This window comes from Cellulosimicrobium sp. NPDC057127, from assembly GCF_042670945.1.
Classification (GTDB): Bacteria; Actinomycetota; Actinomycetes; order Actinomycetales; family Cellulomonadaceae; genus Cellulosimicrobium.
The window spans coordinates 50,618-74,494 of the sequence record NZ_JBHUUP010000014.1 but is presented as its reverse complement, the minus strand read 5'-3'; the positions used below and the strand labels follow the sequence as shown (position 1 = coordinate 74,494).

Here is a 23,877-nt window from a genome sequence, read left to right as displayed (position 1 = left end):
GCGGCCCGTCCGCGACGTCCTACTCGTCCGTGAGGTCGCGGACCACCGCGTCGGCGAGCAGCCGCCCGCGCAGCGTGAGCACCCCGCGCCCGGCGAGCGCGGCACGGCCGTCGAGCAGCCCGCGCGCCACGAGCCCCGCGACCGCACGCCGTCCCGCGGGCGTGAGGACCGACAGGTCCAGGCCCTCGCGCAGCCGGACCTGCAGCATGACCCGCTCCAGCGCGCCCTCGTCCGGGGTGAGGAGCTCGCGCCCCGCGGCCGGGCTGGTGCCCGCCTCGAGGAGCGCCGCGTAGCGGCGTGGGTGCTTGACGTTCCACCAGCGCACCCCGACGTGCTCGTCGGGCGTGGACGCCTCCGGCGCACCCGCGTCCGGCGCGGCGGTCTGCGCCCCGGCACGCGGCGCGGCGGCGACGTACGAGTGGGCGCCCGGACCGATGCCCCACCAGTCGTCCCCGCGCCAGTAGGCGAGGTTGTGGTGGCAGCGGTCGGCGTCGGTGCGCGCCCAGTTGCTGACCTCGTACCAGCCGAGCCCGGCGGCCGTGAGCAGCTCGTCCGCGAGCTCGTACTTGGTCGCCTGGTCGTCCTCGCTCGGCAGGGCGACGTCGCCGCGCCGCACCTGGGCGGCCATCTTCGTCCCCGGCTCGACGACGAGCGCGTACGCCGACACGTGGTCGACGCCCGTCGCGAGCGCCGACTCGAGGCTCGTGCGCCAGTCGTCGACGCTCTCCCCCGGCGTGCCGTAGATGAGATCGAGCGAGACCTTCAGCCCCGCGTCGGTGGCCCACCGCACGACGTCGGGGATGCGCCGCGGGTCGTGGGTGCGCTCGAGCGTCGCGAGGACGTGCGGGACGGCCGACTGCATGCCGAACGAGACCCGGGTGAAGCCCGCGGCGGCGAGCTCGGCGAGCGACGCGGGCGTCACCGAGTCGGGGTTGGCCTCCGTGGTCACCTCCGCGCCGGGTGCCAGGCCCCAGGCCGACCGGACGCCGTCGAGCAGGCGCGCGAGGTCGCGCGCCGGGAGCATCGTCGGCGTGCCGCCCCCGACGAAGACCGTGGAGACCGCGCGGTCCGGCACGCGCGCGTCGCGCAGGACGCGCGCGGCGAGGTCGATCTCCCGCAGCGCGGTCGTCGCGTACGCGGCCTGGTCCGCGCCGCCACCGAGCTCGGACGCCGTGTAGGTGTTGAAGTCGCAGTACCCGCAGCGCACCGAGCAGAACGGGACGTGCAGGTAGACCCCGAACGGCCGGTCCGACGCCTCCGGGTGCTCGGCGTCCACGGCGTCGGCGTCCGTGCGCCCCACCCAGGCCGGGAGGGCGCCGTCGGCGGGCACCGGCTCGCCGTCGGGCAGGGCCGGGCTCACGAGGACCTCACTTCTTGGACTTGTCCTTCGCGTCCTTGCCGGCCGCCGAGTCGGAGGAGAGCGCGGCGATGAACGCGTCCTTGGGCACCTCGACCGACCCGATGTTCTTCATGCGCTTCTTGCCCTCCTTCTGCTTCTCGAGCAGCTTGCGCTTGCGGCTGATGTCGCCGCCGTAGCACTTGGCGAGGACGTCCTTGCGGATCGCGCGCACCGTCTCGCGCGCGATCACGCGCGCGCCGACCGCGGCCTGGATCGGCACCTCGAACTGCTGGCGCGGGATGATCTCCTTGAGCTTGGCGGTCATCAGCACGCCGTAGTCGTACGCCTTGTCCTTGTGGACGATCGCGCTGAAGGCGTCGACCTGCTCGCCCTGGAGCAGGATGTCGACCTTGACGAGGTCGGCCACCTGGTCGCCCGACGGCTCGTAGTCGAGCGACGCGTACCCGCGGGTGCGCGACTTGAGCTGGTCGAAGAAGTCGAACACGATCTCGGCGAGCGGCAGCGTGAACCGCAGCTCGACGCGGTCCTCGGACAGGTAGTCCATGCCGAGCATCTGGCCGCGACGGTCGTTGCACAGGCCCATGACGGTGCCCACGAACTCGCTCGGCGCCAGGATCGTCGCGCGCACGACCGGTTCCTGGACCTCCTTGATCTTCCCGGCGGGGAACTCCGACGGGTTCGTCACCTTGACGACCGTGCGGTCCTCGAGCGTGACGTCGTAGACGACGTTGGGCGCCGTCGAGATGAGGTCGAGGTCGAACTCGCGCTCGAGACGCTCGCGCACGATCTCCAGGTGCAGCAGCCCGAGGAACCCGACGCGGAAGCCGAACCCGAGCGCGACCGACGTCTCGGGCTCGTAGTTGAGCGCGGCGTCGTTGAGCTTGAGCTTGTCGAGCGCGTCACGCAGCACCGGGTAGTCGGAGCCGTCGACCGGGTACAGGCCCGAGAACACCATCGGCTTCGGGTCGGAGTAGCCGCCGAGCGCCTCCTCGGCCGGCTTGCCCGCGTTGGTCACCGTGTCGCCGACCTTGGACTGGCGCACGTCCTTCACGCCCGTGATGAGGTAACCCACCTCGCCGACGCCCAGGCCCTTGGTCGGGATCGGCTCGGGCGAGATGACGCCGATCTCGAGCAGCTCGTGCGTCGCGCGCGTCGACATCATCGCGATGCGCTCACGGGGGTTGAGGCTGCCGTCGACGACGCGCACGTACGTCACGACGCCGCGGTACGTGTCGTAGACGGAGTCGAAGATCATGGCGCGGGCGGGCGCGCCGGCGTCCCCGACCGGGGCCGGCACGCGCTCGACGATGCGGTCGAGCAGCGCCTCGACGCCCTCGCCCGTCTTGCCGGAGACCTTGAGGACGTCCGCCGGGTCGCCGCCGACGAGGCCCGCGATCTCCTCGGCGTACTTCTCGGGCTGCGCGGCCGGCAGGTCGATCTTGTTGAGCACGGGGATGATCTCGAGCTCGTTCTCCATCGCGAGGTAGAGGTTCGCGAGGGTCTGCGCCTCGATGCCCTGCGCCGCGTCGACGAGCAGCACCGCGCCCTCGCACGCCGCGAGCGAGCGGGAGACCTCGTACGTGAAGTCGACGTGGCCCGGGGTGTCGATCATGTTGAGCGCGTGCGGGCTCGTGACCCCGTCCTGCTCGACCGCCCAGGGCATGCGCACGGCCTGCGACTTGATGGTGATGCCGCGCTCGCGCTCGATGTCCATCCGGTCGAGGTACTGCGCCCGCATCGCGCGCGGCTCGACGACGCCGGTGAGCTGGAGCATGCGGTCGGCGAGCGTCGACTTGCCGTGGTCGATGTGCGCGATGATGCAGAAGTTCCGGATCAGCTCGGGCGGCGTCGCCGCGGGCTGGATGCGGGCGCTCAGGTCGGCGCTGGGGATCGGGGACAACGCGGGTGCGCTCCTACGACGTGGTGTGCGGGGGTCTGCCGGTCATTCTCCCACGGACGCCCGGCACGGCAGGTGGACTCCTCGCGCTGCGAGGCGACGACGCCCCGCCTAGCGTGGTCGTCACCGCACCGGACCACCCGTCCCGGTGCGCCCCGACGAGAGGAGACCCCGTGCCCGCAACGGACCTCAGCGGCCGCCGCGTGCTGGCGATCGTCACGAACTACGGCGTCGAGCAGGACGAGCTCGTCGTCCCCCTCGAGCACCTGCAGGGCGAGGGGGTCGTGGTGGACGTCGCCGCGACGTCCACGGACGACGTGCAGACGGTCGTCGGCGACAAGGACCCGGGCCGCACCGTCACGCCCACGCGCACCTTCGCCGACACGGACGCCGCGGACTACGACCTGCTGCTCGTCCCCGGCGGGACCGTGAACGCCGACACGCTGCGTCTGCAGGACGAGGCGATGGAGATCGTGCGGTCGTTCACGGCCGCGGGCAAGCCCGTCGCGGCGATCTGCCACGGCCCGTGGGCCCTCGTGGAGACCGCGGCGGTCGAGGGCAAGACGCTCACGAGCTACCCGTCGCTCGAGACGGACGTCCTCAACGCGGGCGGAGCCTGGGTCGACCGCGAGGTCGTGCGCGACGACGAGGGCTACACGCTCGTCACGTCCCGCAACCCCGGCGACCTCGACGCCTTCCTGCGCGAGGTGGACTCCGTCCTCGCCGCCGCCTGAGGCGCTGTCGGGGGCGCGGTGGACGATGCGTCCATGGACGACGCGATCGACCACCGCGCCCTCCTCGGGCGCTTCCAGTCGGCGTTCCTCGCCGACGTGCCCGGCACCGACCCGCGCGCACCGGTCCCGGCGTGCGGTCGGTGGCGCGTGCGGAACCTCGTGGAGCACCTCGGCCGCATCCACCACTGGGCGGCCGGTCAGGCCCGCCGGCGCCAGGAGACCCCGCTCGGCCGGGGCCCTTTCGACCTCCCCGCGTTCTACGCCGAGCAGGCGGCCGAGCTGCGGGCCGCGCTCGACGAGCTGGACCCCGACGCCCGGGCGTGGACGCTGCTCCCCACGGACGACCCTCGGTCGACCGTCCGGTTCTGGCACCGGCGCCAGACGCACGAGACCCTCGTCCACCTGCACGACCTGCGGGCGGCGTCCGGCCGCACCGTGGGCGACGTCCCGCCCACGGTGTGGGCGGACACGGTCGACGAGGTCGTCACCGTCGTGCAGCCGCGGCAGGTCCGGCTGGGCCGCATGACCGCGCTCGAGCGCCCCGTCGCCCTCGTGGCCGACGACGCGGCGACGAGCTGGGTGCTCGGCGCACGCGACGACGTCCTTCCGGCCGTGCGCGTCACCGCACCGGCCCGCACGCTCGCGCTCGTGCTGTGGCGCCGCGTGGCGCCCGACCCGGACGCCGTCGACGGGCTGACCGTCGAGGGCGACGTCTCCGCGCTGGACGCCGCGCTCGGCGCGCGCCTGACGCCCTGAGCACCGCGCGGCACCCGCGCCGTCGCCCCACCGCGCGGGCGTCAGCGGGCCGCCCGACGGGCGCGGTCCGCCCGACCGGTACATTGCCCGCGTGGCACGCAACCGATGGCTCGGAGTCCTCGCCGGCGCGGCGCGCGCGGTCGCGCGCCAGGTGGCCCGCCCCTCCGGCGCCCGGCGCCCCTCCCCTGCCCCGCGCAGCCGGGGGGCGTCCGCGTACCCCGGCGACTACACGGGCCGCGTCCGCGCGCAGTACGCGCCGCGGCTCGACGGCGCGGCGGACCCCGGGGAGATCGTCTGGACCTGGGTCCCCTACGAGGAGGACCACGGCCGCGGCAAGGACCGCCCGGTGCTGCTCGTCGGCACGGACGGGCCGTGGCTCCTCGGCGTGATGCTCACGAGCAAGGACCACTCGCGCGACGCGCGCGACGAGGCTCGCTGGGGCCGGTACTGGCTCGACATCGGTTCCGGCCCGTGGGACGCCCGGGGACGCGACAGCGAGGTGCGCCTGGACCGCGTGGTGCGCGTCGACCGGGGCGCGGTGCGGCGCGAGGGCGCGGTCGTCGGGCGCGCCGTCTTCGACCGGGTCGTGGCCGGGATCGCCGCGCACCGCTGAGCCCGCGCGACTGGATGGATCTGCCCCCCGGCTGGTAGTCTCGATGGTCGCGTGTCCGCCCAGGTCGGCGGGCACAGCTCCAGCACCTCTCCACGGGTTCCCCACCCCAGTCCCGGAGCTGGAGCCGCCCTCTACGACCTATCCGCTCGCTTCGGCGAACACACCAGAAAGTCCTCACGTGGCCAACATCAAGTCCCAGATCAAGCGCATCCGTACGAACGAGAAGGCTCGCCTGCGCAACAAGGCGGTCAAGTCCGAGCTCAAGACGTACGTGCGCCGCGTGCGCGAGGCCGTCGCCGCGGGCGACAAGGACGCGGCGACCACCGCGCTCCACGCCGCGTCGCGCAAGCTCGACAAGGCCGTCTCCAAGGGCGTCATCCACGCGAACCAGGCGGCGAACCGCAAGTCCGCCATCGCGAAGTCGGTCAACGCGCTCTGAGCGACACGCCGCCCCTGAGGCGGTCCAGGCTCTCCACGAGGGGCGCCGACCCGGACGGGTCGGCGCCCCTCGTGCGTGCCCGCGGGCGCGTCGGCCGCCGGGCCGCGCGCAGGAACCGCGCCGACGCGGTCAGTGAGCGTGCGGACGCGGTCAGCGGCCGTGCGAGCGTGCGATGGTCAGGACCGCGCGCTCGACCGCGAACACGGGGTCCCGGCCCGCGCCCTTGACCTCGGCGTCCGCCTGCGCGACCGCGATGATGGCCGTCGCCAGCCCCTCGGGGGTCCACCCCGCGAGCTCGCGCCGCGCACGGTCCACCTGCCACGGCGCCATCCCGAGGTCCTTGGCCGACGCGCCCCCTCGGCCGCGCATCGCGCCGACCTTGGCCAGCGCGCGCAGCTTCATCGCGAGCGCCGCGACGAGCGGGACGGGGTCGGCTCCCGTCGCGAGGGCGTGGCGCAGGAGCGCGACCGCCTCGCCGGCGCGCCCGGCCACGGCCGCGTCGGCGACGCGGAAGCCCGTCGCCTCGACGCGTCCGCCGTAGTAGCGGTCGACGACCTGCTCGGTGACCGTGCCGTCCGTGTCGGTGACGAGCTGGGAGCACGCCGCGGCGAGCTCGCGCAGGTCGTTGCCGAGCGCCTCGACGAGCGCCCGCACCCCGCCCGCGTCGATGCGGCGCCGTGCCCGGCGGAACTCGGCGGTGACGAACGCGGACTTGTCCGAGTCCTTCTTGATCGCCTCCACGGCGACGAGCGGCGCGCCGCTGCCCTTGATCGCGTCGAGCATGCGCTTGCCGCGCACCCCGCCGCCGTGCACGACGACGACCGTCGTCGCCGGGTCCGCCACCGGCACGTAGTCCACGACGTCCGCCACGAGCGCGTCGGTCGCCGCCTCCGCGCCCGTGACCACGATGACCTTCGCCTCGCCGAACAGCGAGGGGCTCGCCGCGACCGTGAGCATGCCGGCCTGGTACGTCGCCGCCTCGAGCTCGACCTTCTCGACCTCGGGGTCGCGCTCGCGCGCGAGGTCTACGAGGGCGTCGACCGCGCGCTCCGCCAGCAACGACTCCGGGCCCTGGACGAGCACGACCGGGGCGAGCCGGACGTCGTCCCACGCGGTCGCGGCGGACGATCGGGAGGAGGACCGGGTCGGCGCGGGCATGCGCCCAAGCCTGCCACGACCCGCCGACCCCGAGCCCCACCGGCACCGACACCGGCACCGGCACCGGCACGGGTCGCACCGCGGCGGCTCACCCCCGGTCGGGGTCGTGGCACCCGGCGGCGGCGAGCGTCCGCTCGCGGACGACGAGCGCGAACGTCCCGCACGTGTCGGTCCGCAGGACCGCGGCACCCGTGCCGCGGTAGAGGTCGAGCGCGCGGTCCGTGGGATGGCCGTAGGTGTTCTCGCCCGAGCTCACGAGCGCGACCGTCGGGGACAGGGCCTCGGCCAGCGCCGTCGACTGCGTGCTCGAGCCGTGGTGCGCCATCTTCACGACGTCCACCGGACCGGTCCCGCGCCGGTCCAGCTCGTCGAGGAGCGCCTCCTGCCCCTCGTCCTCCAGGTCGCCGAGGGTGATCACCTGCGTCCCGCGCACGTCGGCGAGCAGGACGACGCTCGCGTCGTTGGCCCCGCCCTCCGCGCCTGCGCCGTCGGTCGCCGGCGGGCCGGCCTGGAGCACCTCCCAGCGCACGGCGTCCGCGCCCTCCCCCGCGGTCGCGGTGTCGCCGGGGCGTGCGACGTCGACGGGCACCCCGGCGGCGTCGAGGAGATGCAGCGTCCGCTCCGCCTGGGCGGCCGGGTCGCGCGTGCCGGTCACGAGCGCTCTCGTCACCTCTCGTCCGCGCAGCGCCTCCTCGAGCCCGCCCACGTGGTCGGCGTGGAAGTGGCTCAGCACGAGGAGGTCGACGCGGGTCACGCCCAGCTGGTCCAGGCACCGGTCCGCGGCCGGGCCGGAAGGGCCGACGTCGACCACGACCGCCGAGGACCCGCCCGTGCGCAGCACGAGGGCGTCGCCCTGGCCGACGTCGCAAGCCACGACCAGCCAGTCGGCCGGGACGGGGCTGCCCGTCGGACCGAGGGGCCGGGCGAGCAGCACCACGACGACGGTCACCGCGGTGACCACGACGGCCGCGACGACGCCTCTGCTCACTCCGCGTCCCGGCCACGGGCGACGCGGCCGGCGCGGGTGGCGCACGCCCGTACCGGCCGGCGGGTGCACCGCGGCACGTCGCGACCTGGCCGCACGGACGAGCGCACGGCGGACGGCCGCCACCGCGGCGGTCCCCGGCTCGTGCCCACCGCGGCGGAGCACCCGTCGCTCCCCCATCGCCTCGAGCCGGCGCCAGCGCAGGAGGACGGCCGTCGCCAGCGCGGAGACCACGGCGAGCAGGAGCAGCCCGCCCGGGCCCCCGGGCCACGGGACGCGGGCGGCGGGCAGGGCCGCGAAGACCTGGGCGACAGCGGCGAGCCACCACGTGCACGCACCGGCCAGCGTCGCGACCGCGGTGGCGCCGGCGGGCCACACCGGCGCGAGCAGCGTGGCGAGGACGCCGAGCACCGTGGCCGGGCCGAGCGCCGGTGCGGCCACGAGGTTGGCGGGCACGGCGTACAGGCTCACGCTCGGGTCGAGCAGGACGACGATCGGCGCGCACGCGAGCTGGGCCGCCATCGGCACCGCCACGACGTGCGCGGCGGCCCGTCCGCACCACGGGGCGAGGCGGCGGGCGATCGGTGCCGTGCCGAGCGCGAGGCCGGCCGTGGCCGCGACGGACAGGACGAACCCGTACGACCGGGCGAGCCACGGGTCGAGCACGAGGAGCACGACGACGGCCGCCGCGAGGGCCGCGGCGGCGCGCGACGGCCGTCCGAGCAGTGCCCCCGCGAGCCCGACGGCGCCCATGGCCGCCGCGCGGATCACGCTCGGCTCGGGGTGCACGAGCGCGACGAAGCCGACCATGGCGGCCGCCGTCACGAGCACCCGCACGGCACGCGGGGTGCGCAGGGCGACGCACGCGGCGGCGACCGTCGCGACGATGATCGCGAAGTGGCCGCCCGAGACGGCCGTGACGTGCGTGAGGGACGTCGTGCGCATCGCCTCGTCGAGCTCGGGCTCGAGGCGCGATGTGTCGCCCACCGCGACCCCCGGCACGAGCCCGCGGGCCTGCGAGCCGAGGTCGTCGGTGACGTCGAGGATGCCCTGGCGCATGGCGTGGACCGCGCGCAGCGGCGCCGCCGGCGGGTGCAGCACGCGCGGTGCGGTGTCGGCGCGCAGGAACGTCCGGTCGCCGTCCACGGCGAGCTGCCCGACCGCCTCGACCTGCGCGCCGTAGGCGAGGTCGTCCCATCCCTCCCCCGGCCCCGAGACGACCAGCGGACCGGTCGTCGTCGCCGAGACGCCGCGGGCCTCGACCACGACCGCCTCGACCCGCACCTCGTGCCGGTCCGTCGCGCCCGTCCACGGGTTCGTGCGCGGTTCGACCGCCGAGCGCACCGTCGCCGTCACGCGCGCGGTGGCGCCGTCCCGGGCGAGCTCCTCCAGCCCCCCGGCCGCGCGCGCGGCGAGCTGCGTGCCGCTCGACAGCAGGACGGCGGCGGCGCACGCCGCGACGAGCACGAGCTGTCCGAGCGCGACCGACGTCCCTGGGAGCGCGCGTCCTGCCACCACCACGGCCGCGGCGACGATCGCGGCGGCGCACGCCACGAGGAGGACGGGCCCCGGACGCGCTCCGACGGCGAGCGCGGCGGCGGCCCACGCCGCGAGCGCGGCCGGGACGAGACGCAGGTCGGTCACACGCGGACCATGTCGCGCAGGTCGTCGAGCGTCGACGGACCGATCCCGCTCACCTCGCCCAGCTCGTCGACGGACGTGAACCGGCCGTGCTCCGCGCGCCACGCGACGATCCGCTCGGCGAGGACCGGCCCGATGCCCGGCAGAGCGTCGAGCGCCGCCGCGTCGGCCGCGTTGAGGTCCACGACGCCGCTCACCGCGCCGGCGCCGCCGGCCGGTGCTGCACCCGCGACCGTCCCCGGGGCGGACCCGGCGGGCGGCAGCGCTTCGCCGGGTCGCGGGACGACGACCTGCTCGCCGTCGACCACGGTGCGCGCGAGGTTGAGCGCCGCCACGTCGGCGTCGGGAAGGGTGCCGCCGGCCGCGGCGAGAGCGTCGGCGACGCGCGCGCCCTCGACGACGCTCACGAGCCCGGGCGACGCGACCTGCCCGACGACGTGGACGACCACCAGGCCCGCCGCGGGAGCGCTCGCCGCGTGCTCGTCCGTCGCGCCCTCGGCCGCGTCGCTCCCGGCACCCGGAGCCTCGTCGCTCGTGCCCTCCGTGGCGGGACCCGCCCCGGCGTCGCTCGGCGCGACGTCCTCCCCGGCGGGCTCCACGGTCGCGGCGGGATCCTGCGCGCCCGCGGCGGCGTCGACCGGACCGAGGGCGGCGACCGGGTCCGGTCGCAGCGTGACGAAGCCGGTGACCGAGGCCACGGCGAGCACGACGACGGCCGCGGCCACGGCGACGCGCGACCGGACCGCCGTGCGCGGACGCGCCCCGTCCGCACCGGGCGGCTCGTCCAGCCCTTCGAAGCCGGAGTGCGCCGTCGGGTGGCCGTGCGCCGCGGCGTAGGCCTGGGCGACCGTCGTCGCCGCACGCCGGCGGGCGCGCAGGGCCAGCTCGTCCGACGTCGCAGGGCTCCCGTCCGCGTCGTCGCTGCGCGACCCGTCGGGCCGCTCGGGGAGCCAGCCGGTGCCCGACGGCGCGAGCACCGGCAGTGCGGCCGTGCGCGCGTCGGACGCGACGTCCGGTGCCGCTGCTGGTGCCGGTGCCGGTGCCGGTGCGGGTGCGGGTGCGGGTGCTGGTGCTGGTGTCACTGCGTCGAGCCGTGCCGGCGCGTCGGGTGCGAGCGCTGCGGCGGCGACCGCGCCGGTCTCCGGCTGCCAGGCGAGCGACGGTCGTCCACCGCCCGCCACGGCCCGCAGTCGCTGGCGCACGACGGCGTCGCTGCGCCGCGGCTCGTGGCCGGTCCGGGAGCGGGGCGCGCTGTCGTGCGGCGCGTGCCGTGCTGAGGTCATGCGCGCACGCTAGGGGCGGCCTCCCTGCGCGCGTCCGGGGCACTGACGCCCGGTGTGGACGGGACGGCGCGCCGGGACGACTGTGCACGGCCAGGACGCGCGCCCCGGCCCCGACCGTCAGCCCTGCCCGGCCCGGTCAGCCCCGGGGCGGCCGTGCGGAGGACGCGAGGTCGGCGACGACGACGGCGAGCACGCCGGGCCCGACGTGGGCGCCGAGGACCGCGCTCACGGGCGTCACGACGACGCCAAGGCCGGTGCGGTCCGTGAGGTCCCGCGCGAGGCGGCCGGCGCCGTCCTCGTCGCCCAGGTGGTGCACCGCGAGGACGGGTTCGCGGCGTCGTCCCGCCGACTCCGCCGCGACCGCGGCGAGGCGGTCCACGGCGGCCGCGCGCGTGCGCACCTTCTGGACCACCTGGATCCGCCCGTCGCGCACCGCGAGCAGCGGCCGCACCCCGAGGACGGTGCCGAAGGCCGCCGACGCCGCGCTCAGGCGGCCGCCGCGCCGCAGGTGGTCGAGCGACTCCACGAGGAAGACCGCTCGGCTCGAGTCCGCGACGGCGAGCGCCCGGCGGGCGACGGTGTCGACGTCGGCACCGTCGAGGGCCGTCTCGGCGGCCGCCCGGGCGGCGAACCCCAGTCCTGCCGCGACCGTGCGCGAGTCGACCACGCGCACCGGGAGCGGGGCGTCGGCCGCGGCGAGGGCCGCGGCGTGCACCGTCCCGGACAGCTCGCCGGACAGGTGCACGGACACGACGGCGCGGGCGCCGGCGTCCGCCGCCGCGCGGTAGGCGGCGGCGAACGCCGCGGGCGACGGCTGCGACGTCGTGACGCGGCGGCCTGCCGCCAGGTGCGCGGCGACGTCGTCGGCCGAGATCCCCACGCCCTCCAGGGTCGACTCGTCGCCGACCGTCACGTGGAGCGGGACCGCGTGCAGGCGGACTTGCTCGTCGGACGGCAGGGAGGCCGTCGAGTCGGTGACGACGTGCACGGAGTCGTGGGTCATGGCCGCGCCACCCTACGGCGCGACCCTGGGCGACGCACCCGCACCCCCGGCACCGTCAGACGACGACGTTGACCAGCTTCGGCGCGCGGACGACGACCTTGCGCACCACGGCGCCGTCGATCGCACGCACGACGTTCGGCTCGGCGAGCGCGGCCGCCTCGAGCTCCTTCTCGGAGATCGACGGCGAGACCTCGAGCCGACCGCGCACCTTGCCCTTGACCTGCACGACGCACGTCACGGTGTCCTCGACGAGGTACTGCTCGTCCGCGGTCGGGAACGGCTCGTGCGCGAGCGAGCGGTCGTGGCCCAGGCGCTGCCACAGCTCCTCGGCGAGGTGCGGCGCGACGGGTGCCGTCATGAGCACGAGCGGCTCGACGGCCTCGCGCGGCACGCGGTCCAGCGACGTGAGGTGGTTGTTGAGCGTGATGAGCTTCGCGATCGCCGTGTTGGGCCGCATGTGCTCCATCTCGACGCGCACGTCGGCGATGGCGCGGTGCACGGCACGCAGCGTCTCGGGGGACGCGGGCTCGTCGACGACCGTCACCTCGCCCGTCTCCTCGTCCACGACGTTGCGCCACAGGCGCTGCAGGAAGCGCTGCGACCCGACGACGGCGCGCGTCTCCCACGGCCGCGACAGGTCGAGCGGCCCCATCGACATCTCGTAGACGCGGAACGTGTCGGCACCGTACTCGGCGTACATGTCGTCGGGCGTGACGACGTTCTTCAGGGACTTGCCCATCTTCCCGTACTCGCGCTGCACGACCTCGCCGTTCCAGCGGTACACGACCTCGCCCGAGCCGTCGGCGGCGGGCTCCTCCGTGACCTCGGCGGCGGGGACGTACTGACCGCGCGCGTCGGTGAAGGCGTAGGCCTGGACGTAGCCCTGGTTGAACAGCTGGTGGAAGGGCTCGATGCTCGACACGTGGCCCAGGTCGTAGAGCACCTTGTGCCAGAAGCGCGCGTAGAGCAGGTGCAGGACGGCGTGCTCGACACCGCCGACGTAGAGGTCGACGCCGCCGGCGCGGCCCGCGGAGGCGTTGTGCTCCGGGCCCATCCAGTAGCGCTCGAGCTCCGGGTCCACCACGGTCGCGTCCCCGCCCTGGCCGCCGGTCGCGGCGTCGTCCGCGGCCGCACCGGTCCACGACGGGTCGAGGTAGCGCAGGTAGTACCAGCACGACCCGGCCCAGTTGGGCATGGTGTTGGTGTCGCGGCGGTACTGCTTCGGCCCGTCGCCGAGGTCGAGCGTGACGTTCACCCAGTCGTCGTTGCGTCCGAGCGGCGCCTCGGGCGAGCTCTCGGCGTCGTCGGCCTCGAACGTGCGCGGGGCGTAGTCGGGCACGTCGGGCAGCTCGACGGGCAGCAGGGAGTCCGGCACGGCGACGGGCCGGTCGTCGGAGTCCCACACGATCGGGAACGGCTCGCCCCAGTAGCGCTGCCGGCTGAACAGCCAGTCGCGCAGGCGGTACGTCGTCGTGGCCTCGCCCAGGCCCTTCGCGACGAGCCAGTCCGTGATCGCGCGCTTGGCGGCGGGCACGTCGAGCCCGTCGAGCGACAGCTCGTCGTTCGACGACGCGACGACGACCCCGTCGCCCGTGTACGCGCCGGTGAAGTCGTCCGGCAGCCCGCCCTCGGGCTCGACCGTGCGCACGACGGGCAGGCCGAACGCCTCCGCGAACGCGTGGTCGCGCTCGTCGCCGCCGGGCACGGCCATGATCGCGCCGGTGCCGTAGCCCATGAGGACGTAGTCCGCGGTGAAGACGGGGAGCGTCGTGCCGTTGACGGGGTTCACTGCGAGGTGCCCGGTGAACACGCCGGTCTTCTTGCCGGCGTCGGCCTGGCGCTCGACCGCGGTCTTCGCCGCGGCCTCGCGGCGGTAGGCGGCGACCGCCTCGACGGGCGACCCGTGGCCGCCAGTCCATGCGCTCGACGTCCCGTCGGGCCAGTGCGCGGGCACTTCGTCGAGGAGCGGGTGCTCGGGCGAGACCACCATGAACGTCGCACCGAACAGCGTGTCGGGACGCGTCGTGAACACCTCGACCTGCGTCCCGGCCTCGGCGGCGGCGTCGTTCGCGCCGTCGCCCGTCCCGAGCACGGCGAACCGCACGAGCGCGCCCGAGCTGCGGCCGATCCAGTTGCGCTGCATCGCGGTGACCTTCTCGGGCCAGTCGATGAGGTCGAGGTCGTCCGCGAGCCGGTCTGCGTACGCGGTGATGCGCATCTTCCACTGGCGCAGGCTGCGCTGGAACACCGGGAAGTTGCCGCGCTCGGAGCGGCCGTCCGCGGTGACCTCCTCGTTCGCGAGCACCGTGCCGAGGCCAGGCGCCCAGTTCACGGGCGACTCGTCGACGTAGGCGAGGCGCTGCGCGTCGACGACGGCGCGGCGCTGCTCGGGCGTGAGCGTCGCCCAGTCCGCGCCCTCCTCGACGCCCTCGACGCCGCCGGGCACCGGGCGCGAGCCGTCGGCGTACTCGGCCTCGAGCTCGGCGATGCGCCGGGCCCGCCCGCGCCCTCCGTCCGGGCGCGGAGCCTCGGCGTCGTACCAGGAGTCGAAGATCTGCAGGAAGATCCACTGCGTCCAGCGGACGTAGTCGGGGTCGATCGTCGCGAACGTGCGGCGGGAGTCGTGCGCAAGGCCCAGACGGCGCAGCTGGCGGCGCATGTTCGCGATGTTGGCCTCGGTCGTCGTGCGCGGGTGCTGGCCCGTCTGCACCGCGTACTGCTCGGCAGGCAGCCCGAACGCGTCGTAGCCGAGCGCGTGCAGCACGTTGTCGCCGCACATGCGCCGGAAGCGCCCGACGACGTCGGTCGCGATGTACCCCAGGGGGTGCCCGACGTGCAGGCCCGCGCCCGAGGGGTAGGGGAACATGTCCATGATGAAGTACGGGCTCGCGCCCTGCGGGCCCTCGCCCTCGCCGTCGGTGAGCGGCCCCTGCGGGTTCGCGGCGAAGAACGTGCCGCGCTGCTCCCACAGGTCCTGCCACTTGAGCTCGATCTGCTCCGCGAGCGCCGGCGTGTAGCGGTGGGCGGGCTCGCCCGGCCGGGAGGACTGGCCGGGGGCGTGCGTGATCTCGGTGGCGTCAGGGGTGGTCACCCGTCCGATCCTACCGACCTGCCGGGCGCCCGACGGCGTCCCACGGCGCCCGCTCGGACGGTGCGTGACAGGATGGCGCCGTGATCGTCGTGACGACCAACGAGGTCCCCGGGTACCGCGTCGACGCCGTGCTCGGCGAGGTGATGGGGCTGACGGTGCGCGCGGCGAACCTCGGCGCGAACGTCGTCGCGAGCTTCCGCTCGCTCGGCGGGGGCGAGGTCAAGGAGTACACGCGCCTCGTGCACGAGTCGCGCCAGGAGGTCATGCACCGCATGGTCGAGGAGGCCCGCCGTCGGGGCGCGAACGCGGTCGTCGGGATGCGGTTCGACACCGGCGAGATCGCGGCGTCGTTCTCGGAGGTGTGCGCCTACGGCACCGCGGTCGTCGTCTCGCCGATCCCGGCGGGGCAGCCCGGCGCGACGGCGCAGTCGGCCCACCTCGCCGCGGCGGGAGCGGCGCCCCAGGACGCGCCGGCCGCGCCCACCGCCTGAGCGGGCTCGGTCAGAGGCTCAGAAGCTCGCGAGCAGGTGCGGGCCCATGACGAGGAAGACCCACGCGACGAGCGCGACGTAGCCGATCGCGAGGAACAGGTGGCGGTTGGCGACGATCGTGCGCCGTGCCCCCTCGCCCGCGGGGAGGTGTCCCTCCTGCACCGCGTGGACCACCTGGTACCAGAACAGCGGGAGCATCGCGGCCCACACGACCATGCAGTACGGGCACAGCGCGACGAGCGCGTACAGGCTGGTCCAGACGAGGAACACGATGAGGCCCATCCCCACCGTCGTGGCGCCCAGGAGCGCGAGCCAGTACCAGCGCGGCAGCCGCGCACCGGCGAGGACCACCACGCCGGTCGTGATCACCACCGGGAACGCCGCGACCCCGATGAGGGGGTTGGGGAACCCGAGGAGCGAGCCCTGCCACGAGTCGATCGCCTTGCCGCAGTCGACGAAGACGTTGAGGCTGCACGACAGCGCGTGGTCCGGGTTCATCAGCTTGAGGATGCGCTCGACGGCGAGCGTCGCGGACGCGGCGAGGCCGACCGCGCCGAGCACGACGAGGAGCCAGCCGAGGGCGCGCGGGCCGAGCGGTCGGAGGCCATCGACGCCCGCCGGCTCGAGCTGGTCGGCGTCGGTGCCGACACCGGCGGCGGTGGCGCTCTTGCTCACGGGACGCTCCTCGTGGGTCGCCGGCTCGTCACCGGTCTGCCTCGGCGCGCACCGGTGTGCGCGGTGCGGACCAACCTACCGCGACTGGCTGGGACCCGGCTGTCAGCGCGGTGCCGGTGGTCAGGCCTCCGCGGTGGCCGCGCGCTCCTCGTGGCGCGGTGCGCGGTCGTCGAGCGTCCCGACCACGACGCCTGCGGGACGTCGTCCGAGGAGCAGGATGATCGCGAGCCCGGCGAGCGTGAGCACGACGCCCGTCCACGCCGGGGCGAGGTAGCCCCACCCGGCGGCGATGACGAGCCCGCCCAGGTAGGCGCCGCTCGCGTTGCCGACGTTGAGCGCGGAGTGGCACAGCGCCGCGCCGAGCGACGGCGTCTGCGGCGACAGGTCCATGAGTCGCGTCTGGAGCGCGAGGCCCAGCACCTGCGAGGTGACGCCGAGGAGGAACAGGGCGAGCACCGCGGGCACCGGGTGCTGCCCGGTGAGCGCGAAGAGGACGAGCGACGCGGCGGTGGAGCCGAAGCCGAGGTAGACGGTCCGCTGCACGGACCGGTCGGCGAGCCGGCCCCCGACGAGCGTGCCGACCGTCATGCCGACGCCGAACACGGCCAGCACGACGGGGACGGCGGCGGACGCGAGCCCGGTGACGCGCGTGACCGTCGGCTCGACGTAGGAGTAGACGGCGAACATGCCGCCGAAGCCGATCGCCGCGCCGACGAACGCCGTCCACAGCGGTCCGTTGCGCAGCGCCCGCAGCTCGCGCCGCGCGCTCGACACCGCGTGCCCCGCGCCGGCCGGCACGAGCCACCACAGCGCTGCGAGCGTCACGAGCCCGAGCGCGCCGACGAGCACGAACGCCGCGCGCCACCCGAGCTGCTGGCCGACGAACGTCGACAGCGGCACGCCGACGACGTTGGCGACCGTGAGGCCCGTCATCATCATCGCGACCGCGTGGCCACGCCGTCCCGGCCCGGCGACCGCGGCACCGACGGCGGCCCCGACGCCGAAGAACGCACCGTGCGGCAGGCCGGCGAGGAAGCGGCCGGCGACGAGCGTCTCGATGCTCCCCGCCGTCGCGGACAGCACGTTGGCCAGCGTGTAGGCGGCCATGAGCACCAGGAGGAGCGTCTTGCGGGGCAGCCGGGCGGCCAGCACCGTGAGCAGGGGCGCACCGACCACCACGCCGACGGCGTACGCGGTGATCGCGTGCCCGGCGGTCGGGATCGAGACGCCGAGGTCGTCGGCGACGTAGGACAGCAGCCCCATCGTCGCGAACTCCGTCGTCCCGATGGTGAAGCCCCCCATCGCGAGCGCGAGCAGCGCGGGCCCGGAGCGCGTCGTCGGCGCGTCCTGCGGTGCGGTCATGGCTCCTCCGAGGTCGGGATCGTCGGCTCTCGAATCGATTCGAGGGCGGTGTCGGCGTCGTCGGCGACGAAGGTGGGGTGGTGGATCCGCGGTGCGGACCCCGGACCGGGCCGTCGTGTCGGCCCCGGCTGCGGACAGTCTAGGCGGACGCCGGGTCGTCGCGCACGACCCACACGTGCTCGGCCGCGCGCAGGCCCAGCTGGGACGGCGCGCCCAGGTCCCCCCCGCCCGTCCCGGTCCAGACGACGGTGAGCGTGCCCGCGTACTCGCGGCGCCCCGTCACGGCGACGCGGGTGTCGAGTCCCACGCCCAGCTCGGCGAGGTAGCGCAGCACGTCCGGGTCGGCGTCGGAGATGCGCGCGACGGTCCCGCGATCCCCGGCGAGCAGCTCCGCGAGCGGGACGGCCGGCGGGCGCACGACGATCCCGTCCGCGCCCGGGATGGGGTCGCCGTGAGGGTCGCGCGTCGGCCGGCCGAGGCGGGCGTCGATGCGCTCGACCATGAGGTCCGAGACCGCGTGCTCGAGCACCTCGGCCTCGTCGTGCACCTCGTCCCAGCCGTAGCCCAGCTCGGACACGAGGTAGGTCTCGATGAGACGGTGCCGGCGCACCATCGCGAGCGCGAGCGCCCGGCCGCGCTCCGTAAGCGCGATCGCCCCGTACGGCGCATGCTCGAGCAGGCCCTGGGAGCTGAGCCGACGCACGGTCTCCGACACCGTGGAGGCGCCGACGCCCATGCGCTCGGCCAGGAGCTTGGTGGTGACGCGCTCGTCGGACCACTCCTGGGCCGACCAGACCACCTTGAGGTAGTCCTGCGCCACAGGGGTGAGGTCGTCGGGACGGTCCACGCCGACCACCCTAGGGCACCGTGCCGCTCAGCCCTCCGAGCGGGTGAGCACGAGCCGCATCTCGACCGTGCCCTGGTCCTCCACCTGCACGGGCGCCGACGGCGGGACGACGACGCCGTAGTCGGAGAACCGCACGGCGATCGCGCCGCGCACCTGGACGCCCTCCCCCGAGCGCTGCGCCTCGAGCGCGACGGTCACCGGCTGCGTCTCGTCGAGGATGGTCAGCGTCCCGCGCACCTCGAGCTCGACCGGCTCGTCCGTGCGCTCGACCTCCGAGACGTCGAGCGGTGCGGTGAGCGTGAAGACCGACTCCGGGGACACGTCGGCCTCGAGCGCCTCGCGCAGCACGCGGTCCTGCGCAGGGTTCCCCGTCTCGAGCGTCGCGGTGCCGACCTCGACGCGCGCGGCCGTCGCCTCGCCGGACTCCACCTCGACCCAGCCGGTGACGTCGTCGGTGCTGCCGACGACCGTGCGCTCGTCGTCGGTGGCGTCCTCGAGCGTCGCGCGGAAGCCTGCCGCGGACGCGGGGGCGACGGTCCACCGACCGTCCACCTCGAAGGGGCCCGCGCTCGGCTCCTGGACGTCGGGCGACGGGTCCGTGGACGTCTCGAGGCCGAGCGGGGGCGGGGTCCGTCCCTCGGACAGCTCGGTCCAGACGAACGGCGCGAGGAGCACCACGACGAGCGCGAGGACCGCCGACACGGCGATCCAGCGTTTGGTGCGGCTCATGCTCCCATCCTCCCGCGCGCGCCGTCGGTCGCCGGACGGCGACGCGCTCGTCGGCTACGGTCTCACCCGTTCCCGGCGGGTGATTCGGTCTCCTGCGGCGCCCCCGGCGACGACGGTGCCCCCGGCGCACCCGGGGCGACCGGTGCGCCGCCCGGGGCCAGGACGCCGGGTGCCGGCGCCGGGGCGGGCGCGGGCCACGGCAGGCGCGGCCAGACGGTGGCTGCCGCGTCCGTGCCGACCTGCACGAGCTGCCAGTCCACGATCCGCCGCTGCTGCGGGTCGAAGCGCAGGACCGTCATCTCGGCGGTGCCCTTGAGCGGCCCGATGCGCAGCTCGTCCTTCACGGCGCCGGCGGTGCTGCCGCTGACGTAGCGGACGCCCTGCCCCATCCGGTCGGGACCCGACCGGGTGTGCATGTGCCCCGAGATCTGGGCGGGCACGCAGCCCGACTCGATGGCGTCGTTGCCCACGCGCGGGGTGTGGATGAGCAGGAGGTCGACGCCGTCCGGGTCGGCGCACGCGGTCTCGGTCATGCGCGCGGCGTACTCCTCGGGCGTCTCCTCGCGGGGCGGCTTGGGGCCCAGGTCTCCGAGGCGCGAGTCGAGCGGGTCGCGGTCGCCGAGGATGCGCAGGCCCGCGACCTCGACCACCTCGCCGTCGAGCACCGTCTGGCCGTTGGCGCGCTCCTGCGCCGACGTCTCCACGCTGTCGTGGTTCCCGTCCGCGACGACCACCGGGACGTCGTCGGGCACGGCTCCCGCGAACGCGTCGACGCAGTACGACTCGACGGACGTGCCGTTCATCGTCGTGTCGCCCGCGTTGAGCACGACGTCCGCGTCCGACCGCTCGGCGACCGTGCGGATGAGCGGGGCCATGCCGATGTTGCAGTGCAGGTCGGAGATGAGCAGGAGGGTGACGAGGTCCTCCTCGGCGGCCGGTTCCGGTGCGGTCGCCTCGTCGGCGGGCTCCACGACGGCGTCGTCGGTGGCGTCCTGCGTGCTCTCCGCGCCGTCCTCGTCGTCCGTGCCGGCCGCCGACGGCGGCGCGTCGGCGCCCGCCACCGCGCCGCCGGGCTCCGCGGCCCCGTCGGAGGCTTCGGGGCCCTGGTCGGCGTCGGCGGCCTCGTCGTCGTCCCCGCCGGGGGCGGCGGTCGCAGGGGCCGCGCTCCCGGCCTCGACGGTGCGCGGCGCCGTGAGCCGCTGGATCCTCTCGCGGCGCTCCCACGCCTCGACCAGGTCGTCGTTCGCCCGCTCGTAGAACTCCTCGTTCTCGCGGTACAGGTCGATGAGCATGCCGCCGTACGTGTCGACGACCCCCGACAGGCGCCCCGTGATGCGCGCGCCCTCGAGCGGCGTGCCGGCGAAGACCGCCGACGCCGGGCGTGACGGCTTACCTGTGCTCGCCGGGTCGCTCGCGGACAACGAGGCCCCCACGAGGGCGACGAGCACGACGCTCGCGGTGATCTCGTACGTGCGGGGGGCGACCGCCCGAGTCAGCTCGCGGCGGCGCGCGGCGCCCAGCAGCGCGTACATCCCCGCACCGGCCGCCGCGACGACGAGGATCGCGAAGCCGGTACGGAGCAGGGCGTCGATGACGAGGGCGCGCGCGACGGCCCCGATGGTCTCCTGGGGGCCGCCGAAGAACCGCAGATAGTCCTCGAGGTCCTGCTCCAGGCCCGCGAGCGAGTCGGCCTGCCCGACGACGGTGAAGTCGGCGGGGATCTCCTGGACGGTGACGTCGACGCCGAGGTCGAGCGGCAGCGGCGAGTCGATCCGCAGCGTGCCGAGCGGGCCGAGGTCGACCACGACGACGCCGTCGGTCGACACCTCGTAGCGGGCCTCGTGCGGCCCGAGGCTGTTCTCGGTCGTCGCCGTGGTGACGCCCCACACGACGCACGGCACGAGCGCCGCGAGTACGCCGAGCGTCCAGCGGAGCCAGCGCGGTGGGGTGCGGTGGGGTTTCGTCATCGAGCATCAGCCTTGCTGATCGTACCGCTCGCCGCCAATCGCCCCGCCGGTCAGGAGCGGGCCGAACGCAGCGTGACGAGCGCCGTGCCGGCGGCGACCAGCATGAGCACGACGCCGATGAGCGACGTCGTGCCCACACCGCTGCCGAACGCCGCGTGCGCGGAGTCGAGCAGCGCCTGCGCGGTCCCGGCGGGCAGCGACTCCGCGACCTGCGTCGCCCCGCCGAGCGTCTCGGCCGCCGCGGCCGCGTCGGCGCGGGGCACGCCGTCGGGCACGACGACGTTCGCGTGGTACGACGCGGTGAGGATGCTGCCGAGCACGGCGGTGCCGAGCACCGCGCCCACCTCGTACGCCGTCTCGGAGATCGCGGACGCGGCTCCCGCCTTCGCGGCCGGGACCGAGGAGACGATGAGGTCGTTGGACACGGTCTCCGCGGCGCCGACGCCGAGGGACAGGACGACGAACGCGGCCATCAGCAGCACCAGGATGCTCTCCCCCGCGCCCACGGCGACGATCGCGTAGCCGGCCGCGGAGAACAGCAGCGCGACGGCGACCACGCGCGCCGGGCGCACGTGCCGCACGACGCGGACGACGAGCAGCCCGGCGGCGACCATGACGGCGAGCCCCGGCAGGAGCGCGAGCCCGGCCTCCATGGGCGAGAGCCCGAGCACGAGCTGGACGTCCTGGGACACGAAGAAGAGGAAACCGACGAGCGAGAACACCGACAGCAGGTTGACGAGCACCGCGCCGCTGAACGCCGGGCGCGTGAACAGCCGGACGTCGAGCATGGGGTCCGGGCGGCGCAGCTGGCGCCGGACGAACGCGACGCCTGCGGCGAGCCCGACGGCGAGGCTCACCAGGGCGAGCGTGCCCGGCCCGGACTTCGCGAGCGTCTTGATGCCGTAGACGACGGGCGTCATGGTCGCCATGACGAGGACGATCGAGAGCGGGTCGATGCGCCCGGGCGCGGGGTCGCGCGACTCGGGCACGAACGCCGGGGCGAGGACGAGCAGCACGACGAGGACGGGCACGGCGAGGAGGAACACCGAGCCCCACCAGAAGTGCTCGAGGAGGAACCCGCCGACGATCGGCCCGAGCGCGGAGCCGGCCGCGAACCCGGACGCCCAGATGGCGATGGCGAGGCGCCGCTCCTCGCGGTCGGTGAAGACGTTGCGCAGCAGGGACAGCGTCGACGGCATGAGCATCGCGCCGAAGAACCCGAGGCCCGCGCGCGTGACGACGAGCGCCTCGGCGGACGGGGCGTAGGCGGCCACGGCCGAGACGGCGGCGAACCCGAGAGCTCCGGTCAGGAGGAGGCGGCGGCGCCCGATGCGGTCGGCGAACGACCCCATCGGCACGAGCAGGCCGGCGAGCACGAGCGGGTAGACGTCGATGATCCACAGCAGCTGCGTACCCGTGGGCCGCAGCGCTTCCGAGATCTGCGGCAGCGCGAAGCTCAGCACGGTGTTGTCGATCGACACGAGCAGCACCGGCAGCATGAGCACCGCGAGCGCGAGCCAGCGCCGGCGCGCGCCGGGGGCGGCCGGAGCGCCGGTGCGGGCGTCGGTGGTGTGCGTCGAGATGTGGGTCGCCGTCACGACGAGGTCCTTCCACGTGCGTCGGACGGCTGGGGCGGCGCGGCGGCGCCGAGCTTCCAAACCGTCCAGACGGTATAGTAACGATGCTGAGGCGCTGCCCTCATCCCAGGAACGCTGTGACATCGCGCACCGCCCGTCCGTCGCCATCCACGTCGCGACGAGCCCACTACCCTCGAAGCCATGCCGCCACCCCCCGCCGCCCGCGCCAAGGTGCTGCACGCGTTCGCCGCGCTGCTCGTCGAGAACGGTGAGCGGGCCGCGACGATCGAGGCCGTCGCCGAGCGGGCCGGGGTGTCGAAGGGCGGGCTGCTCTACCACTTCGGGTCGCGGGACGCGCTCGTCGACGGGCTGATGGAGCACCTGCACGAGCTCACGGACGCCGACGTCGAGGCGATGCGAGCAGCGCCCGCCGGTCCGGTCGACTACCTGCTGCGCACGTCGACGGTCGTGGACAGCGAGTTCGAGCTCGTCTACCTCGCCGTCACGCGCCTCGCGCAAGGCGCGTACCCGCACGCGCGCGCCGCGCTCGACGCCGCGCACGACGCCTGGACTCGCACGGTCCTCGACGAGGTCGGCGACCCCATCGTCGCGCGCGCCGTCGTGCTCATCAGCGACGGCCTGTACGCGCACGCCGCGCTGAGCGGGTCCCCGCTCGCGGCCAGCGCCGGCACCGGTGACGGCCCGACGTCGGGCGCCGTACAGAAGGACGCGGTCGCCTTCCGCGCGCCCCGGCCGAGCGATGACGTGGACGATCTGCTCGCACTCGTTCGCGAAATCGTTGCGATGCGGCACATCGGGACGCCCGACGAGGCGTAACACCGAGCACTCAGGTGTCTACTTCCGATGCCATGCCTACCCTCAAGCCGCGGTACGCGATCACAGAGGCCGAGCCCGGCGCTCATGGTGTGTCCCATGTGCCGTGGAGTCGGATTGCTGAATGCTTGTGCACCTGACCCTGGAGGAGGGGCCTCGTGGGACGTCGTGGGTATCCGCCGGAGTTCCGACGCGGGGTGTTGGACCTGCGCGAGACGGGTCGCAAGGTCGCGGACGTGGCTCGCGATTTGGAGATCAGCGACCAGACGATCTACGCCTGGCGCCGCCAGGAGCGCATCGACAAGGACCTCGAGCGTGGACTGACCAGCAGTGAGAGGGCCGAGCTGACCGTCGCGAAGAAGCGGATCGCCGAACTGGAGACCGAGCTGGCGATTTGAGTCACCCCGGCGTGTCCGGGGACCTGATTCCTTGGAA

The 23,877-nt window shown here is 74.9% G+C and carries 20 protein-coding genes; 7 read left to right on the top strand and 13 right to left on the bottom strand.

Going from position 1 to position 23,877, the window contains the following annotated elements; translation table 11 throughout:
* Positions 1-19 precede the first annotated feature (19 nt).
* On the bottom strand, positions 20-1,360 hold the full coding sequence (gene hemW / locus ACFTZA_RS13950; RefSeq protein WP_378195879.1) for a radical SAM family heme chaperone HemW: 1,341 nt from the start codon (positions 1,358-1,360) through the stop codon (positions 20-22).
* A gap of 7 nt (positions 1,361-1,367) precedes the next feature.
* Positions 1,368-3,260, bottom strand: coding sequence for a translation elongation factor 4 (lepA, locus tag ACFTZA_RS13945; RefSeq protein ID WP_378195876.1), 1,893 nt, complete (start codon positions 3,258-3,260; stop codon positions 1,368-1,370).
* Positions 3,261-3,430: 170 nt separating this feature from the next.
* On the opposite strand from lepA, the gene ACFTZA_RS13940 reads away from it, so the two are divergent.
* From ACFTZA_RS13940 to rpsT, 4 genes are all read left to right on the top strand, one after another.
* Complete coding sequence (locus tag ACFTZA_RS13940) at positions 3,431-3,991, top strand: type 1 glutamine amidotransferase domain-containing protein (protein ID WP_378195872.1); 561 nt, start codon at positions 3,431-3,433, stop codon at positions 3,989-3,991.
* A 33-nt stretch (positions 3,992-4,024) separates the two neighbouring features.
* Positions 4,025-4,747 (top strand): maleylpyruvate isomerase N-terminal domain-containing protein, encoded by a 723-nt coding sequence (locus ACFTZA_RS13935; protein WP_378195869.1) that lies wholly within the window; start codon positions 4,025-4,027, stop codon positions 4,745-4,747.
* 91 nt (positions 4,748-4,838) lie between these two features.
* Positions 4,839-5,360: a type II toxin-antitoxin system PemK/MazF family toxin gene (locus ACFTZA_RS13930; protein WP_378195866.1), complete on the top strand. Its 522-nt coding sequence runs from the start codon at positions 4,839-4,841 to the stop codon at positions 5,358-5,360.
* A 178-nt stretch (positions 5,361-5,538) separates the two neighbouring features.
* On the top strand, positions 5,539-5,799 hold the full coding sequence (gene rpsT, locus ACFTZA_RS13925) for a 30S ribosomal protein S20 (RefSeq protein WP_378195863.1): 261 nt from the start codon (positions 5,539-5,541) through the stop codon (positions 5,797-5,799).
* A gap of 150 nt (positions 5,800-5,949) precedes the next feature.
* Here the strand turns inward: rpsT and holA are convergent, their stop codons facing one another.
* From holA to leuS, 5 genes are all read right to left on the bottom strand, one after another.
* The gene (holA, locus tag ACFTZA_RS13920; RefSeq protein ID WP_378195859.1) at positions 5,950-6,957 is read right to left on the bottom strand and encodes a DNA polymerase III subunit delta; all 1,008 of its coding nucleotides are present in this window, start codon (positions 6,955-6,957) and stop codon (positions 5,950-5,952) included.
* Positions 6,958-7,045: 88 nt separating this feature from the next.
* On the bottom strand, positions 7,046-9,586 hold the full coding sequence (locus ACFTZA_RS13915) for a ComEC/Rec2 family competence protein (RefSeq protein WP_378195857.1): 2,541 nt from the start codon (positions 9,584-9,586) through the stop codon (positions 7,046-7,048).
* Complete coding sequence (locus tag ACFTZA_RS13910; RefSeq protein ID WP_378195854.1) at positions 9,583-10,866, bottom strand: ComEA family DNA-binding protein; 1,284 nt, start codon at positions 10,864-10,866, stop codon at positions 9,583-9,585. The genes ACFTZA_RS13915 and ACFTZA_RS13910 overlap by 4 nt, the downstream gene beginning before the upstream one ends.
* 136 nt (positions 10,867-11,002) lie before the next feature.
* Positions 11,003-11,869, bottom strand: coding sequence for a DegV family protein (locus tag ACFTZA_RS13905; protein WP_378195851.1), 867 nt, complete (start codon positions 11,867-11,869; stop codon positions 11,003-11,005).
* Positions 11,870-11,924: 55 nt separating this feature from the next.
* Complete coding sequence (gene leuS, locus ACFTZA_RS13900; protein WP_378195848.1) at positions 11,925-14,960, bottom strand: leucine--tRNA ligase; 3,036 nt, start codon at positions 14,958-14,960, stop codon at positions 11,925-11,927.
* Between the two features lie 80 nt (positions 14,961-15,040).
* Here leuS and ACFTZA_RS13895 point away from each other — a divergent pair, with 80 nt between their 5' ends.
* Positions 15,041-15,451 carry a YbjQ family protein gene (locus tag ACFTZA_RS13895; RefSeq protein WP_378195844.1) on the top strand — a complete coding sequence of 137 codons (411 nt, stop codon included), beginning with the start codon at positions 15,041-15,043 and terminating at the stop codon, positions 15,449-15,451.
* Between the two features lie 18 nt (positions 15,452-15,469).
* Here ACFTZA_RS13895 and ACFTZA_RS13890 read toward each other — a convergent pair whose 3' ends face one another.
* From ACFTZA_RS13890 to ACFTZA_RS13865, 6 genes are all read right to left on the bottom strand, one after another.
* Positions 15,470-16,126 carry a vitamin K epoxide reductase family protein gene (locus tag ACFTZA_RS13890; protein WP_378195841.1) on the bottom strand — a complete coding sequence of 219 codons (657 nt, stop codon included), beginning with the start codon at positions 16,124-16,126 and terminating at the stop codon, positions 15,470-15,472.
* 120 nt (positions 16,127-16,246) lie between these two features.
* Positions 16,247-17,488, bottom strand: coding sequence for an MFS transporter (locus ACFTZA_RS13885; protein WP_378195838.1), 1,242 nt, complete (start codon positions 17,486-17,488; stop codon positions 16,247-16,249).
* Positions 17,489-17,627: 139 nt separating this feature from the next.
* A complete protein-coding gene (locus tag ACFTZA_RS13880; RefSeq protein ID WP_378195835.1) occupies positions 17,628-18,335 on the bottom strand; it encodes a metal-dependent transcriptional regulator in 708 nt (235 codons plus the stop codon).
* Between the two features lie 27 nt (positions 18,336-18,362).
* A complete protein-coding gene (locus ACFTZA_RS13875) occupies positions 18,363-19,064 on the bottom strand; it encodes a YceI family protein (protein ID WP_378195832.1) in 702 nt (233 codons plus the stop codon).
* A gap of 62 nt (positions 19,065-19,126) precedes the next feature.
* Positions 19,127-21,031, bottom strand: a complete 1,905-nt coding sequence (locus tag ACFTZA_RS13870) for a metallophosphoesterase (protein ID WP_378195830.1) — start codon at positions 21,029-21,031, stop codon at positions 19,127-19,129.
* A gap of 50 nt (positions 21,032-21,081) precedes the next feature.
* A complete protein-coding gene (locus ACFTZA_RS13865) occupies positions 21,082-22,530 on the bottom strand; it encodes an MFS transporter (protein ID WP_378195976.1) in 1,449 nt (482 codons plus the stop codon).
* Between the two features lie 279 nt (positions 22,531-22,809).
* Between ACFTZA_RS13865 and ACFTZA_RS13860 the strand changes: the two genes are divergently transcribed.
* Both ACFTZA_RS13860 and ACFTZA_RS13855 read left to right on the top strand, forming a co-directional pair.
* A complete protein-coding gene (locus tag ACFTZA_RS13860) occupies positions 22,810-23,445 on the top strand; it encodes a TetR/AcrR family transcriptional regulator (protein WP_378195827.1) in 636 nt (211 codons plus the stop codon).
* A gap of 155 nt (positions 23,446-23,600) precedes the next feature.
* A complete protein-coding gene (locus ACFTZA_RS13855; RefSeq protein WP_378195824.1) occupies positions 23,601-23,840 on the top strand; it encodes a transposase in 240 nt (79 codons plus the stop codon).
* Positions 23,841-23,877 lie beyond the last annotated feature (37 nt).

Coding starts and splice junctions, on each gene's coding strand:
- ACFTZA_RS13910 (WP_378195854.1), bottom strand. CDS start 10,866: ATGACCTCAGCACGGCACGCGCCGCACGACAGCGCGCCCCGCTCCCGG.
- ACFTZA_RS13875 (WP_378195832.1), bottom strand. CDS start 19,064: ATGAGCCGCACCAAACGCTGGATCGCCGTGTCGGCGGTCCTCGCGCTC.
- ACFTZA_RS13935 (WP_378195869.1), top strand. CDS start 4,025: ATGGACGACGCGATCGACCACCGCGCCCTCCTCGGGCGCTTCCAGTCG.
- ACFTZA_RS13885 (WP_378195838.1), bottom strand. CDS start 17,488: ATGACCGCACCGCAGGACGCGCCGACGACGCGCTCCGGGCCCGCGCTG.
- ACFTZA_RS13905 (WP_378195851.1), bottom strand. CDS start 11,869: ATGACCCACGACTCCGTGCACGTCGTCACCGACTCGACGGCCTCCCTG.
- ACFTZA_RS13865 (WP_378195976.1), bottom strand. CDS start 22,530: ATGCTGCCGGTGCTGCTCGTGTCGATCGACAACACCGTGCTGAGCTTC.
- holA (WP_378195859.1), bottom strand. CDS start 6,957: ATGCCCGCGCCGACCCGGTCCTCCTCCCGATCGTCCGCCGCGACCGCG.
- ACFTZA_RS13860 (WP_378195827.1), top strand. CDS start 22,810: ATGCCGCCACCCCCCGCCGCCCGCGCCAAGGTGCTGCACGCGTTCGCC.
- ACFTZA_RS13870 (WP_378195830.1), bottom strand. CDS start 21,031: ATGACGAAACCCCACCGCACCCCACCGCGCTGGCTCCGCTGGACGCTC.